The sequence below is a fragment of the Actinoplanes sp. NBRC 103695 genome, assembly GCF_030269485.1.
Classification (GTDB): Bacteria; Actinomycetota; Actinomycetes; order Mycobacteriales; family Micromonosporaceae; genus Actinoplanes.
The window spans coordinates 230521-247214 of the sequence record NZ_BSTL01000002.1 but is presented as its reverse complement, the minus strand read 5'-3'; the positions used below and the strand labels follow the sequence as shown (position 1 = coordinate 247214).

13 protein-coding genes are annotated in these 16694 nt (G+C 72.2%); 3 read left to right on the top strand and 10 right to left on the bottom strand.

Translation table 11 applies throughout. The features are described 5' to 3' along the window. Nucleotide 1 precedes the first annotated feature (1 nt). Both QSK31_RS03530 and QSK31_RS03525 read left to right on the top strand, forming a co-directional pair. Nucleotides 2–1309 carry a DUF58 domain-containing protein gene (locus QSK31_RS03530; RefSeq protein ID WP_285680851.1) on the top strand — a complete coding sequence of 436 codons (1308 nt, stop codon included), beginning with the start codon at nucleotides 2–4 and terminating at the stop codon, nucleotides 1307–1309. 19 nt (nucleotides 1310–1328) lie between these two features. Next, a complete protein-coding gene (locus QSK31_RS03525; protein ID WP_285680850.1) occupies nucleotides 1329–3776 on the top strand; it encodes a transglutaminase TgpA family protein in 2448 nt (815 codons plus the stop codon). A gap of 365 nt (nucleotides 3777–4141) precedes the next feature. Here the strand turns inward: QSK31_RS03525 and QSK31_RS03520 are convergent, their stop codons facing one another. From QSK31_RS03520 to QSK31_RS03500, 5 genes are all read right to left on the bottom strand, one after another. Next, nucleotides 4142–4963, bottom strand: a complete 822-nt coding sequence (locus QSK31_RS03520; protein ID WP_285680848.1) for a methyltransferase domain-containing protein — start codon at nucleotides 4961–4963, stop codon at nucleotides 4142–4144. Between the two features lie 285 nt (nucleotides 4964–5248). Next, nucleotides 5249–5638 carry an SCO2097 family morphological protein gene (locus tag QSK31_RS03515; protein ID WP_285680846.1) on the bottom strand — a complete coding sequence of 130 codons (390 nt, stop codon included), beginning with the start codon at nucleotides 5636–5638 and terminating at the stop codon, nucleotides 5249–5251. Nucleotides 5639–5811: 173 nt separating this feature from the next. Next, the gene (dinB, locus tag QSK31_RS03510) at nucleotides 5812–7107 is read right to left on the bottom strand and encodes a DNA polymerase IV (RefSeq protein WP_285680845.1); all 1296 of its coding nucleotides are present in this window, start codon (nucleotides 7105–7107) and stop codon (nucleotides 5812–5814) included. An 85-nt stretch (nucleotides 7108–7192) separates the two neighbouring features. After that, the gene (locus QSK31_RS03505; RefSeq protein ID WP_502872892.1) at nucleotides 7193–8344 is read right to left on the bottom strand and encodes an alkaline phosphatase family protein; all 1152 of its coding nucleotides are present in this window, start codon (nucleotides 8342–8344) and stop codon (nucleotides 7193–7195) included. Next, the gene (locus QSK31_RS03500) at nucleotides 8341–9087 is read right to left on the bottom strand and encodes a methyltransferase domain-containing protein (protein ID WP_285680843.1); all 747 of its coding nucleotides are present in this window, start codon (nucleotides 9085–9087) and stop codon (nucleotides 8341–8343) included. The genes QSK31_RS03505 and QSK31_RS03500 overlap by 4 nt, the downstream gene beginning before the upstream one ends. A gap of 78 nt (nucleotides 9088–9165) precedes the next feature. Between QSK31_RS03500 and QSK31_RS03495 the strand changes: the two genes are divergently transcribed. Further along, nucleotides 9166–10017, top strand: a complete 852-nt coding sequence (locus QSK31_RS03495; RefSeq protein WP_285680841.1) for an alpha/beta fold hydrolase — start codon at nucleotides 9166–9168, stop codon at nucleotides 10015–10017. Nucleotides 10018–10386: 369 nt separating this feature from the next. Here the strand turns inward: QSK31_RS03495 and QSK31_RS03490 are convergent, their stop codons facing one another. The 5 genes from QSK31_RS03490 to QSK31_RS03470 form a co-directional block, all read right to left on the bottom strand. Then, nucleotides 10387–11913, bottom strand: coding sequence for a serine/threonine-protein kinase (locus tag QSK31_RS03490; protein WP_285680839.1), 1527 nt, complete (start codon nucleotides 11911–11913; stop codon nucleotides 10387–10389). A 65-nt stretch (nucleotides 11914–11978) separates the two neighbouring features. Continuing rightward, complete coding sequence (locus tag QSK31_RS03485) at nucleotides 11979–13169, bottom strand: ABC transporter permease (RefSeq protein ID WP_285680837.1); 1191 nt, start codon at nucleotides 13167–13169, stop codon at nucleotides 11979–11981. Next, nucleotides 13166–13828, bottom strand: a complete 663-nt coding sequence (locus tag QSK31_RS03480; protein WP_285680836.1) for an ABC transporter ATP-binding protein — start codon at nucleotides 13826–13828, stop codon at nucleotides 13166–13168. The genes QSK31_RS03485 and QSK31_RS03480 overlap by 4 nt, the downstream gene beginning before the upstream one ends. Beyond that, nucleotides 13825–15012 (bottom strand): efflux RND transporter periplasmic adaptor subunit, encoded by a 1188-nt coding sequence (locus QSK31_RS03475; protein WP_285680834.1) that lies wholly within the window; start codon nucleotides 15010–15012, stop codon nucleotides 13825–13827. Before QSK31_RS03475 ends, QSK31_RS03480 begins: the two co-directional genes overlap by 4 nt. A 95-nt stretch (nucleotides 15013–15107) precedes the next feature. Continuing rightward, nucleotides 15108–16685 (bottom strand): response regulator, encoded by a 1578-nt coding sequence (locus QSK31_RS03470; protein WP_285680832.1) that lies wholly within the window; start codon nucleotides 16683–16685, stop codon nucleotides 15108–15110. Between the last annotated feature and the right edge of the window lie 9 nt (nucleotides 16686–16694).

Sequence of the window (16694 nt, the reverse complement as noted above, 5' to 3'; positions counted from 1 at the left end):
CATGCGGGAGGCCATGCAGGGCCTGACCACCCGCGGCCGGTCGTTCCTGGCCGCCGCCGCGGCGGCCGCGCTGTCCGCGTTCATCCTCGGCGAGCGTGACCTGCTGCGGGTGGCGATCCTGCTGGCCGCGCTGCCGCTGCTGGCCGCGGCGTACGTGGGACGCAGCCGCTACAAGCTCGCCTGCACCAGGTCGCTGGAACCGGCCCGCACCCCGGTCGGCTCCAGCTCGCGGGTGATCCTGCGGCTGCAGAACCTCTCCCGGCTGCCCACCGGCACGCTGATGCTGGAGGACAGGCTGCCGTTCGCGCTCGGCTCGCGCCCGCGGGTCGTGCTGGAACGGCTCGGGCCGCACCAGGCCAGCTCGGTGGCCTACACCGTGCGGGCCGACGTGCGCGGCCGGTACCCGGTCGGCCCGCTGGTGATCCGGCTGACCGACCCGTTCGGGCTGTGCGAGCTGAACCGCTCGTTCCCCAGCGTCGACCGGCTGACCGTCATCCCCCAGGTGGTGGCGCTGCCGGCGGTGCGTCTCGCCGGGGAGTACGCGGGCACCGGCGAGAGCCGCGCCCGTTCGGTCGCGGTGCACGGCGAGGACGACGCGGCGACCCGGGAGTACCGGCGCGGCGACGACCTGCGCCGGGTGCACTGGCGGTCCACCGCGCGGACCGGCGAGCTGATGGTCCGCCGCGAGGAGCAGCCCTGGGAGAGCCGGGCCACGGTGGTCCTCGACACCCGGGTGTACGCCCACCGCGGCGAGGGCCCGGCGGCCAGCTTCGAGTGGGCGGTGTCCGCCGCGGCGAGCATCGCGGTGCACCTGCGCCACGCGGGGTACAAGTTGCGCCTGGTCACCGGCACCGGCCTCGACGTGGACGCGACCGAGGTGGCCGGCGACGGGATCATCCTGGACACGCTGGCCGACGTGACCACCTCGCAGAACGGCGACATCTCGGTGCTCGTCGAGCAGGTCCGCCGCCGGTCCGACGGCGGGCTGGTGATCGGCCTCTTCGGCAACCTGACGGTGGCCGAGGCCGAGGTGCTCAGCGGGCTCCGCGGCAACGGCGCCACCTGCATCGGGTTCGCGATCGACAGCACCACCTGGGTCAGCCTGCCCGAGGGCGAGCGGACCGAGGCGGACCGCGCCCAGCAGGCCGCGGCTCTGGCGCTGGTCCGCAGCGGCTGGCGGTCGCTGTCGGTGACGCACGGCGACACCCTGCCGGCCCTGTGGCCGGCGGCGGCGCGAGGCTCGCAGGGCTTCGCATGGCGGGCGGCGATGGCCGAGACGGTGGCCGGCGGCGGTGGCGGCCGGCGATGACATACGACAGGAGTCTGAGGTGACCGGGCGAAGGCGACTCGGGCTGGTCGCGGCCACTGCCACACTGCTGGCCGCCGCCCCCCTCTCCGTGATCTTCGATTCGTGGGTGTGGCTGATGCAGTGCATCCTCGCGGTCGGGCTGGTCGCGGGGGCGGCGGTGCTCACACGTACGCTGCGCATCCCCGGCTGGGGCCAGGCGCTCGCCATGGTGCTGACCCTGCTGCTCGTGCTGACCTGGATGTTCCCCAGCGGCGACGAGATCCTCGGGCTGATCCCGGGACCGGACACGTTCGAGCACTTCGGGCAGCTGTTCGGCCAGGCCGGCGAGGACACCCGCAACTACGGGGTGCCGGTGCCCGACCGGGACGCGCTGCAGTTCATCACCGTGCTCGGCGTCGGCGGCTGCGCGATCGCGGTCGACCTGCTCACCGTCGGCATGCGCAAGCCCGCCCTGGCCGGCCTGCCGATGCTCGCCATCTACTCGGTGCCGGTCGCCATCTTCGTCGACAGCGTCCCGGCGGTCCCGTTCATCGTGGGCGCGATCGGGTTCCTCTGGCTCCTGGTCGCGGACAACGTCGATCGGGTACGCCGCTTCGGCCGCCGCTTCACCGGTGACGGGCGCGACGTCGACGTCTGGGAGCCGTCCCCGCTGGCGGCCGCCGGTCGCCGGCTCGCCGCGGTCGGCGTTGCCGCGGCGGTGCTGCTCCCGCTGGTCGTCCCCGGGCTCACCACCGGCCTGCTGTCCCGCCTGACCCAGGTCGGCACGGGCGGCGCCGGCAGCGGCTTCGGTGGCGGCGGCAACGGACGGGTCAACCTCTTCTCCTCGCTCAGCGGCTCGCTCACCCAGAGCGAGACCAAGGACATGATCCAGGTGACCACGAACGAGGAGGACCCGTTCTACCTCCGCCTCGCCGTGGCCGACGTGGTGAACGCGCAGGGCTTCGCCAACCGCACCCCGACCGGCCAGCAGGTCACCCGCGGCCTGCCCGACCCGCGCCAGACCAGGCGGCCCGGCGTGCAGTTCGCCGAGTACAAGGCCTCGGTGAAGATCCTCGACCTGACGATGGCGTTCGCGCCGATCTACTCCACTCCGGTGGCGACCGACGAACTGGGCGCCGCCTGGAACTTCGACCCCAACACTCAGGTCGTCTTCTCCACCCGCACGACCACCCGCGACAAGGAGTACTCGTTCGACTACGTCCGCGCCAACTACCGGCCGGAGGCGCTGCGTGAATCGCAGCCGGTCACGGACGACACCCTCCGGGCCCTCACGACCGTACCGAAGGACGCGGTCGTCGAGCAGTTGGTCGCCGGCCTGATCAAGGGCAAGGAAACCGACTACGACAAGGTCATGGCGATCTACAACCACTTCTCGCGGGACAACGGGTTCACCTACAACCTGCAGACTACGAGTGGTACGTCGGGCTCCGAGATCGCCGCGTTCCTGCAGAACAAGGCCGGCTACTGCCAGCAGTACGCGGCCGCGATGGCCTGGATGGTCCGCCAAGCGGGCATCCCCGCCCGGGTGGCGTTCGGCTTCACCCGCGGCGGCGACCGCGACGGCAACACGTGGACGATCACCAACCGCAACGCCCACGCGTGGACCGAGGTCTACTTCGACGGCTTCGGCTGGGTTCCGTTCGACGCCACCCCGGTGTCCGGCGTGGTCGGCTCCACCCGCTCCGCCTGGGCCCCCGACGTCGACGCCCCCGACCCGGTGGAGTCGTCCTCGACCACTCCGACGGCCCCCAACGCGACCTCGTCCGGCGGCGCCACCGACCTGGAGCGCCCCGACCGCAACTTCGACGACCCCGCCCTGGCCGGCGGTGGCGGCACCGGCTCCTCCGGAGGCTCCACGACGGCCCTCTGGATCGTCGGCATAGCCGCGCTGCTGATCGCCCTGCTCCTGGTCCCCGCGCTGCGCCGCTCGCTGACCCGCCGCCGCAGACACGCGGCCACGGTCAAAGAGTTGCAGCCGGTCACACCCCTCGCCGCCACCGGCGCAACGGACATCACGGTGACCACGGAAACCACCCAGGCCAGGGCCGACGCCCACGCGGCCTGGGACGAGCTCATCGACACGATGATCGACTACCGGGTGCCGATCGACCCGACAGAAACCCCACGGGTCACCGCCCAGCGCCTGGTCCGCGAGGCGGAGCTGGAATCCCAGCCCGCCGAGTCGGCCACCCTGCTGGGCCGCGCCGAGGAGCGGGCCCGTTACGCCCGGCGCCCCCTCCAGGGCGGCGAGCTGACCGAGGCCCTCACTCACGTACGCAAGGGCTTGTCCCGCTCGGCGACCCGGCGCACCCGCCTGGTGGCCACGCTGATGCCCCCTTCGGTGATGCTGCGCTGGCGCCTGGCAACGGGCGACGCCTCAGCCGTCGCGATGGGTTTCTTCAGCCGCATCCGCGAGTCCTTGGTCCGCTTCAGCCCGCGCCGCCTCCTGGCGTCACGAGCCCGCTGACAGCCCGCCAGCTGGCAAACTTCGCCCCCTGACAACCCGCCGCGAGCAACGTCGCCCGCCCACAACGCGCACCCGCTGACAATCACGCCCGCTGACAACGTCGCCCGCTGATAATCACGCCCGACGGCCCACCCGCACCCGCGGGCGGGCCGTCGCCGTGTTCCGGCCGCGCAACGCCACTGGCCGCGCAACGCCACTGGCCGCGCAACGCCACTGGCCGCGCAACGCCCACTCTCTGGCCCTGCCGGCGCTCCGGCCGATGCGCACTCGGCTCACAGCTGACTGGCCCCTCGCCTTTCTTGGGCGGGGTGCGTTTTGCTCTGCTTACCTATACGCAACGCCTACCTACACGCAACGCGGCGTCGTCAGGGGGCTGGTCGGTGCGCCTTCACGGTGTAGAAGGTGAAGCCGCCTACAAAAGGGCCGGCGGCGAGGCGGGACAGCCAGGCGCGGCTCGCGTGCGGGTCCAAGGCGCCGGACTCCCAGCCACGGCGGGCCACATCGGGCATGCGGAGGATCGCCTCAGCCTCGGCGTAGTCGGTGAAGAGGATGGATTCAGCGACCACCTCGACCACGGCGAAGCCGGCGGCGTGCAGGAGCCGGGCCAGTTCACGGCCGATCGTGGCGTTGCGGACGACGTGGCCGGTCACATAGCGCGTGTAGGCACGACTTGTCGCCGTGTCGGGGTCGGCGATCGCCAGGGTGTCCCAGTCGGGGTCGGCCAGCACCACGGTGCCACCGGGGCGGACCACCCGGTGAAGCTCGGCCAGCGCACGCTCCGGGTCGGCGAGATGCTGCAGCACCCGGTCCACCCGCGCCCGGTCCACCGACGCATCGTCGAGTGGCAGCTCATGGGCATCGCCGACCAGAATCTCCACCGAGCTGGGACAACGTCGCCGCGCCTCGTCCGCCATTCCCGGATCACGATCAACACCGATCACCCTGCCCACCGACAAGGGTGATGCATATATGTGCTCAGAGCAAAGCGCCTCCGGACCGGAAGCGCGGCCGCTGCGGGAAGGAGGGTGGGTGACCGCGGCGACCATGCCGGGGAGGTCGGTGCCGGGGCCGCAGCCGACGTCGAGGACCGTGAGGCCGGGGCGGAGGTCAAGGGCTTCCAGCAGGGAGCGCTTGTAGCGGCGGCCAGGTTCCGTGGTGGCGGCGTGGTCGAGGTAAGCGACGGTCATGCCGATGAGGGTGTCAGCGGAGTGGGGAGAGATCGCGCGCCGCTTGTGCAGATTGTGTGCGAGCACCAGCTGATCGTGGATAGTGTCGCGGAGCAAGGCCGCGCTCCGCGAAATCACCCCACAAGCCGTGTGACCGCACCGCGCCGCGTCTTCAGCCCGAGCACCACGCCGGACGCGCCACAGGCCCCGTGATCAGGTTGACGGCGGGAGCCTGCCGGGAAGGGGGCGGGCACAGAAACGGCGATGGCGGCCGGAGGCCGCCATCGTTGATCGCCCGTCCGCCTGCTAGCGGTGACCCTCGGGGCGGTTCTTCCACCGCTCCTCGAGCCTGTCGAGCAGCCCGCCGGACTTGCGCGGGCGGCCTGTGCGGCGCGTGGCTGTGCCGCCGACCGCGTGCAGGTCGGTGTTCTGTCCCTTGCGACGGCTGTGCATGGCGAAGGCCGCGGAGCCCAGCATCACGACGAAGCCGGCCACGCCGAGCAGCGTCACGCTGGTAACCGTGCCGTAGACGAGTAGGCCCAATCCGGCGACGATCATGAACGCGGCGATCACCAACCGGCGACGAGCGTGGAAACGCGGGTCGCTGGCCCGCACAGCCGAGGCGAATTTAGGGTCCTCGGCAAGCGACCGCTCGATCTGATCGAACAGCCGCTGCTCGTGCTCAGAGAGCGGCACGGCTTTCCTCCCCGGGCGCAAGTCCGGCCCCGAGGCCGGGGTCGGGTCCGGTCTGTCTGACCGACACAACCAGTGTGACTGATATAACCATTCAGACCGCTACATCGCTGTGGCGGATGTACCAGTGTGACACCGCTGACACTAGACAGCCCACCGGCCGTCCTGGGCCAAGTCTACGAGTGCCCCGGCGGGTCGGAAAGCGGGACGACAGCCGAGTGCGGGTGATTTTCGGTTCTGCGAAGATCGCGACGCCCCATCAGGCTCCCCAAGCCGACGACAGATCGCCCGAATCGGGCAGCCACGGCGTCGGCCGCGGCCTCCGCCTCGCGCCAGCCGCGCTCCGGCTCACCTAGCGTGAGCTGCCGCGATGTGGTTGCTGCGGGGGCAAGGCTCTCCACGCGTACGCCGATCAGCCTGATCTTGTCGGCCGGACCGAGCGCGGTGAACAATCCCCAGGAGATTTCGAAGATCTCACGTGCCACATCGGTGTTCACCGCCACCGTGCGGGACCGGTTGACCGTCTTGAAGTCGGCCAGCCGCACTTTGAGCGCGATCGTCCGGCCCACCACCCCGCTCGCCCGCAGCCTCGCCCCGACCTTTTCCGCGAGGCCGAGCAGGCTGCGCCTGAGCAGCTCACGGTCGCTGACGTCGATGTCGAAGGTCATCTCGGCGCCGATCGATTTCTCCGCCTGCTCGGGCTCGACCCGGCGTGGATCTCGCCCCCAGGAGAGCTCGTGCAGGTGGGTGGCGGACGCCTCGCCGAGCGCGCCGCGCAGCATGCTGACCGGGGCCTGCGCCACGTCGCCGACCGTGGACAGGCCCAGCCGTCGCAGCGACTCGGCGGCCCGCTCCCCCACGCCCCACAGCGCGTCGACCGGCAGCGGGTGCAGGAAGTCGAGCGTCTGGCCGACCGGGACGACGGTCATGCCGTCCGGTTTGGCGCGGGTGGAACCGAGCTTGGCCAGGAACTTGCTCGGCGCGACGCCGATCGAGCAGACCAGCCGCTCCTCGGCCAGGATGCGGCTGCGGATGTCGCGGGCGATCACCGCGGGCCGGCCGAGCAGGCGCTGCGCCCCGGCGACGTCGAGGAACGCCTCGTCCAGGGACAAGGGCTCGACCAGGGGCGTGACATCGCGGAAGATCTGCATCACCGCGCGGGACGCCTCTCCATATGCCGCGAAATCGGGCGGCAGGAAGATCGCCTGCGGGCACAGGGCGCGGGCGCGCATTCCGGGCATAGCGCTGCGTACGCCGTACTCCCGGGCCTCGTAGCTCGCCGAACTGACCACCCCGCGCGGGCCCGCCCCGCCGACCACCACCGGCCGCCCCCGCAGCTCGGGCCGCTTGCGCACCTCGACCGAGACGAAGAATGAGTCCATGTCGGCGTGCAGGATCGTGCAGCCCGCGTCGTCGGCATCCGGCCCGAACCGCGGGTCGCGTCCCGGCCCGACGGCATGGCTGCGTCCCATGGTCAGGAGGCTAGCCGGACCCCCCGACAAAAACGGCCAGCCCGGCCCTCGACAAGAACGGTCAGCCCGGCCCCCGACAAAACGGTCAGCCCGAGGCGCCGACGGCGCTGAGGAGCGGAACCGTCATCTCCGCGGCGGTCACCGAGCCGTGATAGGCGACCATCCGGGAAATCACCGGAGGCTCGACCGCGGTGGCCAGCGCGACGACCCGGTCCAGGCAGATGATCACCACGTCACCGATGCGCTCGCGATTGACCGCAGACACCGGACCGTAGAGCCCGGTGTCGATCGCCTCCGCGCGGGTGAGCACCCGGGCCGACGAGCCGAACATCGCCCGCGCGTCCGCCACCACGTCATCGACCGCACCCGGGGTGACGTGCAGGTACCGCACCCGCGGCTCGCCCGCGAAGGCGTCGACACCGGCGAGACCGGAGACGTCGAAGCGGGCGTCGGCGGGCACGTTGAGCTGGCCGTGGTCGGCCGTGATCAGCAGGGCCGCGGACGGCGGCAGCCCGTCCACCAGCATCGCGACCAGGCGCTCCACGTCCCGGGCGGCAGCCTCCCACTCGGGCGAGCCGACACCGCTGTTGTGGCCGTGCTTGTCCAGGTCCGGGTGATATCCGAACACCATGCCCGGTCCGGCGCGCAAGGCGCCGAGCATCCCGCCGGCGAGCGATGCGAGATCGGAGGCGCCCGTGAAGGCCGCGCCCCGGTACGCCGACACGGTCAGCCCGGTGCCCTCGAACTCCGGCCGGGTGACCTGCGTGACCGCCACCCCGGCCGCCGCAGCCGTCTCGAAACACGTCGGCACCGGCTGCCAGACGGCCGGCGGCGGGTCGTCGTCCCAGCGGATGTGGTTGAGGATCCGACCGTCCGGCAGCCGCGCCATGAACCCCAGCACCCCGTGCCGCCCGGGCGCCGCCCCCGTGCCCAGCGTGACCAGGCTGACCGGTGTGGTCGACGGGAAACCCGAGGTGAGGGAGCGTGCGGCGAGGGAGTTCAGTCCCGGTGCGTGCGGGGCCATCAAGGGCATCTGGTACGACCCGAGCCCGTCGACGAGCAGCACCGCGACCCGGTCGACGCCGTCCAGCCGCTCCCGCAGTCCCAGCGTGTCATCGGCGCCGGGCACCCCCAGCACCGCCGACACGCTCGGCATCAGATCGGCGAGGCTGCCCGTCCCGTACGCGGGAATGAGGGGTTGAAAAGCGGCGCCGGGCAGGTGGTCGTCGGGGGTCACGGGTGCCGCGCGAAGACGTGGAGCTGGGTCGCGATGTCCCGGAACGGCGGCCGGGCCGACAGCGACAGCTCCAGGTCGAGCAGCGCCTGCGGGTCCGCCTCGACCACCGCGGCGGGCAGCAGATCGGCGAGCACGCGTACGCCATGGGTCTGCTCAACCTCGAGACCCGCCGAGCGCAACAGCGCCGCCGCGGTCTCCACGTCGTAGCGCCGGCGCAGCGTGTCCCGCGGCCCGGACCGGCCGTCCGCGTCGGTGGCCAGCGCGGACGCCTGACCCAGCTGACCGTTGACGGCCCGGCCGAGCACCGCCGCGGCCCGCCCGGCGACCAGCACGCTGACCGCGCCACCGGGTCGCAGCGCGGACGCTATCGCGGCGACCACCCCGGACGGGTCGTCGACCACCTCGAGCATCGCGTGGCAGAGGATGAGGTCGGCGCTGGCCGGCTCGATCAGACCCGCGAGCGACTCGCCGTCGCCCTGCACGGCACGGACCCGGTCGGCCACCCCGGCATCGGCGGCGCGCCTGGTCAGCGCGGCGAGCGCGTCGGGGCTGGCGTCCACCACGGTCACCCGGTGGCCCGCCTCGGCCAGCGGCACCGCGAAGCCGCCGGTGCCGCCGCCCACGTCCAGCACGGTCAGCTGCCGGCCGGACTGCCGCTCCAGCTCCCGGTGCAGGACGGCCCAGACGGCGGCGTTACGTGCCGAGAAGACCGGCCGGGGCGCGCGCGTCGGTGTGCTCTCCACCCGCGCAGCGTAGCGGGCCTGTCCTCGGCCGGAGCGGACCGGCGACCCCTTCCACGATCGCGCTGGCATAGTCGGGTGATGGAGTTCTACGCCGACACCGGCGGCCCCTACCGGATCTGGGCCCGCGCCACCGGGCCGTCCGACGCCCCGGCCGTGCTGCTCGTCATGGGCGCCAACGCGAACGCCATGATCTGGCCGTCCGAGCTGGTCGACGCGCTCGCCGCCCGGTTCCGGGTCATCGTGTACGACCACCGGGACACCGGCCGGTCGACGTGGGCCTTCGACGATCACCCGTACGCGGTAGCCGATCTGGCCGGCGACGCCGTGGCCGTGCTGGACGCGGCCGGGGTCGACCGGGCGCACGTGGCAGGCATGTCGATGGGCGGCGTCCTCGTCCAGCTCCTCGCGGCCGACCACCCGGAACGCCTGCTCAGCGTGACCGCCTTCTGCACCGCCGCGCTGGGCTCGGGCCTGGCCGGCGGCGACGACGCCCCGCCGATGCCGGAGCCGGACCCGCGCCTGCTCGCGTTGTGGGAGCACCTGGCCGACGAGCGTGACCGCGAGGCCGAGCTGGACTGGCGGGTCGAACACTGGCGCCTGTTGAACGGCGACAAGGTCCCGTTCGACGCCGCTTACTTCCGTGCGCTGGAGGCGGCCTGCATCGACCACGCGGGCACGTACCGTAATACCGCCGCGCATGCCCGAGCCGGCCAGTCCGGGTTGGAGCGGGATCTCGCCCGGGTCAGGGTTCCGTTCCTGGTCATCGAGGCGCCGGAGGACCCGATCAACCCGCCGCCGCACGCCGCGCATCTGGCCGCCCAGGTGCCGGGTTCACGCCTGGTCACCGTGCCCGGGATGGGCCACGCGCTCCCTCCGGCCGTCCTCCCCGCCCTGACGACCGCATTGATCGACTTCTGGGATGCGATCTAGCAACCGCTCCGGTCAGTCTCGGTACGTTTCCGCGGTTGCACGATGAATGAGTTGGTGCGCCCGCCACTTGGTAACTCCTTGATGAGCCAGGCACCGGTCGGGCCCGGATCCACCGGCATGATCGAGAGCAATGACGTGTAGAGATCGTTCGACATGACGACCGCAGTGATTTGGACATGGTTGTCTCCCGCCTCCACGGGAGGCGTATGCCATCCCGTTCCATCGGCGTTGTTCTCGGCCGGCGAGCGAGTCATGTAGAACCCTCCGCGCGGGTTTCCACTCGGCCCCACCGGCCGGTTGAAGATCACCAGACGGGACCCGTCGGGGATGCGGCCGTCACCTTGATAAATGCTCTCAAGATGGAATTATTCAGGCACGCCAGTCCAGGCGGGACTCGATGATGTCGGTGACGTGCTGCCACCAGGCGGCGAGCATCCGGCGGTCGAGCTGCTGCCATTGGCGGATGTGGTTCTTGCGCGGGCGGTCGCCGGCCTGACGCAGGGAGTCGTCGAGCTGGTCCAGCGGCGTGCCGGGGGCGAGCAGCTGGAACGCCTCCTCGATGTCCAGGGCCAGGATCAGCTCGTTCGCGATCGTGCCGGACTTGACGAGCAGGTCGGGCAGCCACCGGGCCGGGTCCATCTCCAGGTTGACCGCCGGGAGGCCCAGGTCGTAGCGGTTGGCGTCGAGCAGCGGCAGGTAACCGCGTGACATCGACTGGCACAGCCAGCCCCAGTGCGGGATCCGGGACAGGTCGTGCTCGGGGCTTGCCAGCGCGAACCCGGCCGCCTGCTCCGGGCGTGGCACCAGAGGGAGGCGTCCGGCGGAGGTGGCGAAGACGGGTGTGGTCCAGCCGTCCTGCTCCGGCACGTGGGCCCGCAGGGTGTAGCCGGTCCGGTCGCCCACCGTCAGCTCGACCAGCTGGACGGGGAAGTCGGCGGGCAGCATCCCGTGCTGGTGAAAGGAAGGCGCGGGGAAGGGAGGCGGGGTCTGATAGGGAGCCGGCGGCGCCGAGAAAGGCGGCGGCGCTGAGAAAGCCGGAGCAGGCGGCGCCGGCGGCGTGTACCGCAGGGTGACGTCCTCCCGGGCCGACGTGGCCAGCAGCGGCCGCGCCTGCTCCGCGGTGAGCCGCCGGGCCGGGTCCTTCTCCAGCAGCCCGGCCAGGACCGGCCAGAGGTGCCCGGCGTCGACCGGTACGGCCGGGCTGGTCAGGATCGCCGCGATGGTCCCCTGGGTGTCCTCCCGCTGGAACGGCGAGCGCCCGGTCACCGCGGTGTAGATGGTGACGCCGAGCGCCCACAGGTCGCCGGCGGGCGTGGCGGGGTGGCCGTTGATCCGTTCCGGCGCCATGTAGGCCGGGGAGCCGATCATGAACCCGGTCGCGGTCAGCGCGGTCGCGTCGTCGACGGCCGCGATGCCGAAGTCGGTCAGCATCGCCCGGTCGGTGTCGATCAGGATGTTCGCCGGTTTGACGTCGCGGTGCACGGTGCCGTGGCGGTGGGCGGTGCTCAGCGCGTCGAGGACCTGTAGCCCGATCTCGGCGCTCCGACCGGCCGGCAGCGGCCCGGACTTCTCGATGACGTCGGCCAGGGACGGGCCGTTCACCAGCTCCATGATGATCCACGGCCGGCCGGCGTCGAGGGCGATGTCGTGGACGGTGACGATGCTGGGATGACGCAGCCGGGCGGCGGCCTGGGCCTCGCGCATCGCCCGCCGGATGCGGGGATCGGCGGGGTCGACCGGCCCGGAGTCGGCGCCCGGCAGGTAGATCTCCTTCACCGCGACGTCCCGGTCGAGGAGCGTGTCGCTGCCCTGCCAGACGGCGCCCATGCCGCCGCGGCCCAGGACCCGGTCCAGCCGGTACCGGCCGGCGACCATCCTGGCGCTCTCGTCCGTCACATCGAAAACCTACCGAACGCCGCCCAGTCATCGGCGACCGCTGCCGTCACCGGAAGCAACGCCGGTCAGGCGGTCGCGAGCGCTTCCGTCGGCGGCAGCCCGGCCGCCCGCATCGACGGGTAGACCCCGGCCACCACGCCGACCACCACGGCCCCGCCGAGCCCGGCGAACGTCGCGGACAGCGGGATGACGAGCGGCCAGTCGTGGTAGGCCGCGTACCCGACGGTCGCCGCCGCCCCGAGCACCGTGCCGGCGATCCCGCCCAGAGTCGCCAGCGCCACCGCCTCCGTCAGGAACTGCCCGCGGATCTGCCCCCTGTTGGCGCCCAGCGCCCGGCGCAGCCCGATCTCGCCGCGGCGTTCGAGCACCGAGATCACCATGGTGTTGGCCACCCCGATGCCGCCGACCAGCAGCGCCACCCCGGCCAGTCCGAGGAACAGCGCCGAGAACGCGGTCTCGGTCGCCCGTTTCGCCGCCAACGCGTCGGACGGGCGGCTGACCATGACGTTCGCGGGCTGCCCCGGGTCGACGGTCTCCGGGAGCACCCCGCGCACCTGTTCGATCGCCGGTTCCCTGGACTGGACGTAGAGCACGGTGGGATGCCCGTCGAAGCCGAGTTCGGTCTGGGCGGCGGGCCAGCCGACGAACACCGACCGGTCGATCTCGGGCAGCAGCGGCACCGAGGCGAGGATGCCGGTGACGGTGAACCACTTGTCGCGGATCATCAGCTGCCGCCCGGTGCCGGTGACGCCGAGGCGGATGGCCGCTTCCGAGCCGAGCACCACGGCCGGGAAGTGCGACGTCGCCTCGTTGAGCCACTGACCCCGGTGGACGCGGGCGTTGATGGCGGGCAGCAGGTCGAGCCGGCTGGCCAGCACGGTCAGGCCGGAGTTGTCGTCCGGGTCGGTGCGGTCGGACCGGCGTACGACCGTGTGGGTGTTGGCCACCGCGCTGGCCCGGGTCACCGGCCCGATCCGCTGGACCATCCCGACCGACTCGGCCGGCAGCAGCACCGGCGGGTCCTGGTCGGGCATCGCCCGCACCTCCAGCATGTTGGTGCCGAGGGCGGACAACTCGCGCATCAGCTGGGCCTGGCTGGACGCCGGGATGCCGGTGACGACGATCATGGTGGCGATCCCGATGGCGATGCCGAGTGCCGACAACGCGGCTCGGGCTTTCCGCGTACGCAATCCCAGCAGTCCGAGCCCGAGCAGGTCGGCGAGACCGAGCCGGACGGGTTTGGTGTAGGGAATCATGCGGCCACCAGCCGGCCGTCGAGCATCTCCACGCGGCGAGGCAGGGCGGCCGCGATGTCCCGGTCGTGGGTGATGACCGCGATGGTCGTGCCCTCCTCGTTCAGCCGGTGGAGCAGGTCGAGCACCACCCGGCCGTTCCGCGTGTCGAGGGCGCCGGTGGGTTCGTCGGCGAGCAGCAGCGCGGGCCCGTGCACCAGCGCCCGGGCGATCGCGACGCGTTGCCGTTCGCCGCCGGAGAGCTGGTGCGGCGCATGGGCGACGCGGTGCGACAGGCCGACCCGGTCGAGCGCCTCCAGGGCCAGCGGCCGGCGTTTGCGGCGGGGCACTCCGGCGTAGAGCAGGCCGGTGGCGACGTTCTCGGCGGCGCTGAGCCCGGCGGTGAGGTGGAACGCCTGGAACACGAAGCCCAGCCACCGTCCGCGCAGCGCGGAGAGGCGCCGGTCGGACAGCCCGGCGATGTCCAGCCCGCCGAGCTCCACCGTGCCGGAGGTCGGGCGGTCCAGCGTTCCCATGATGTTGAGCAGGGTCGACTTCCCGGAACCGGACGGGCCGACGATGGCCAGCATCTCGCCGGCGTCGATGTCGAGCGAGACGCCGTCGAGCGCCGCGACGCCGCCGGGATAGCGCATGGTGATGTCGCGTACGGAGAGGACGGTCATGAGGTGGTCACCACCTGGGCGCCCTCGGTGATGCCGTCGCCGGTCACCTCGACCAGGCCTTTGGCGAAGAGTCCGGTCTCGACGGCGACGAGGCGGTCGTCGGCCAGCTGCACCGCGTACCCGCCCTCGCTGAGCGCGACCAGCGCTCCGACCGGGACCACCAGGACGCCCTCGCGGGTCTCGCCGGCCAGATCGACCTGCACCTGCGCCTGCTCGATCCCGTTCAGTCCTTTGCCGCTGTCCAGGGTGACGGTGACGGCGCGCTTGGGCTCGGCGTTCCCGGAGCCCTCCTCGCCCTGCTGTACCTCGGTTCCGACGGCCGAGACCTCGCCCGGCACCGAGGCGTCGCCGGGCAGCAGGACGGTGACCTCGTCGCCGGCCTTGATCCCGCCGGCCTCGGCGACGGTCGCCGACGCGGTGACCACCTTCGTGGTCGAGGTCACGGTGATCAGCGGGGTGGTGGCGCTGTCACCCGTCAGCGCGGTCACGGAGTCGACCCGGACCGCGCCGGGCAGCACCACCACGTCGCCGACTCCGATCGTGCCGGTGACGGGCAGGCCGAGATCTCGCTGCCACCGCTTCAGTGCCGCGATCAGGCCGGAGGTCAAAACCCCTTCCCCTTTGCGTACGGTGGTCCGCTCGGTCCGATGGTCCGGGGGTGTCGGGGCCCCCGGGGTGGCGGACGGCTCGGGCGCGGGGAGAGGAATCGTGCGGGTGACCGTCTCTCCCGGGTCCGGCTGGCGGCCGATCGAGTAGCCGAGCGCCTTGAGGTTCGTGGCGACGATCCGCACGTCGCGGCCCACCGTCTTGGGGGTCTCGAGGTCGCGGTAGAGCGGCATCGCACCGTAGAACAGCGGCACCGGCCGGTCGTCGGCCCGGAAGAGCTGCCTGCCCCGGCTGATCGAGGCGCCGGACCGGGGCAGCCAGGTGACGATGCCGTCGCGTCCGCCCTTGACCGGTCGCGCACGGCCGTACCCGAGAGTGCCGGTCAGCGACTTGGTGACCGAGAGGTCGGTCTTCTCGACGGCGACCGTCCGCACGGCGACGGGGGTGCCGGCGGACGGCTTCGACGTGTCACGCCGCTGGTACCAGACGACGACGGCGGCCGCCACGATCACGATGACCAGGGCCGGGATCACGATCCGGCGGCCGATCCGGCGGGGCTGCGGTTGTTCGGGATGCACGAGGGCCGAGTCTGGCGACCGATTGTCAGAACTTGATGAGTTTCCGCCGATCTGACGGCGTCCTGACAATGGCCTGTGATGGTGTTCCGCATGCCTCAGATGACAGTGGCCCGGTACGCCGTGTCGGCGCTGGCCGTCACGTTCCTGCTCGGCGGCTGCTCCGCCGGCGCTGACCGGGACGATCCGCCGCGGGTGGCCTCCCTGCGGACCCCGGCCCCGGCGGCGAGCCCGTCGTCGTTGAGGGCGCGCGCCAGGTGGCCGATCTCGTCGCGGCCCTGCACCGGCATCGGCGCCGGACCGCCGGCCGGTTCGGCGGCCGCCTCGGTCAGCGCGCGCAGCGGCCGGACCAGCCGGCGTCCGGTCAGCACTGTGAGCAGGATCGTCGCCAGCAGGACGGCGGCGGTCACCCAGACGATGCGGAACGGGTTCTCCTGGGAGAGGCTGAACACCGGCTCCTCGGTGGCGCCGGTGTCCGGGTCGGTGACGAAAAGCAGGGCGGGCTTCGCCACGTACGGCCGCAGTTGCCGGATCCGCGCCTCGGCGACGCACGACTGGACCTCGCGCATGTCGGCCGTCCGGTCCCTGAGGCCCGCGACCGTGAAGTCCTGGTTGAGCACGAGGATGTCGTGCTTGCCGCCGAGACACTCCTCGGCCAGCCAGGCGAGGTCGTCCAGGGCCTGCTGCTCGGTCTCGGTGGGGTCGATCGGGGTCTTGCTCCGGCACAGGCCGACCACGAAGTTGATGTCCGCGCTGGTGGTCTGCACGGTGGACCGGCCGGTGGCGTCGACGGTCACCTGGCCGTTGACGCCGTTCTCCTGCATGCAGACCAGCTGGGTCTGCGCGACTCGGTGGAGCTTCTCCCGTTCGTTCTTCGACAGCCGGTACGGGCCGGTCACCCGCGGGTCGATCCGGTCCGCGCTGTCGGTCAGCCCCGGGTCGATCCGCAACGCGTCGACGGTGGCCGAGGCGCGGGTGGCGTCCAGCGGCACGCCCGGCTTCGAGTCGGCGATGATCTGGCGGTCGTCGGTCATCAGGGTGACCCGCCGGTGCAGCCGGGCCGCTTCGGCGTCGACGGTCTTCGGCACGCCGGTCCAGTCCTGGTGTGTGCCCGGCTGGTGGACTGCACGGCCAGGGGTCCGGGCGAGCAGCTGGGTGCGGGTGAACACGCGGTCGGGCTGTCCCGCCAACGCGGCCAGGATCGCGAACTCGCCCGGCGTGCACTCGACGGGCACACCGGACGCCTCGACCCGCCGCCGTCCCGGGTCGACGGTGATCGGCCCGACCTTCAGCACGTCGGACGTGGTGTCGGTGCGCTGGCGCCGCAGCAGCGTCCGCACCCGGGCCATCAGCTCACGCGGGCTGTACGGCTTGGTGAGGTAGTCGTCGGCGCCGACGTCCAGCCCGGTCAGCAGGTCGTCCTCGGCGGTCCGGGCGGTCAGCATGAGCACCAGCACGTCGCTGTCGCGGCGCAGCGTCCGGCACACCTCCAGCCCGTTGACCACGGGCATCATGACGTCGAGGATCAGCAGGTCCGGCGGCTGCCGCCGGAGGAGTTCCAGGGCGGCGCCGCCGTCGTGCACGACAGCCACCTCGTGACCGCCGGCCAGGAGGTACTGCCGCAGCACCTCGGCCTGTCGTTCGTCGTCCTCGGCCACCAGCACATGCGCGCACACGCGGCGACT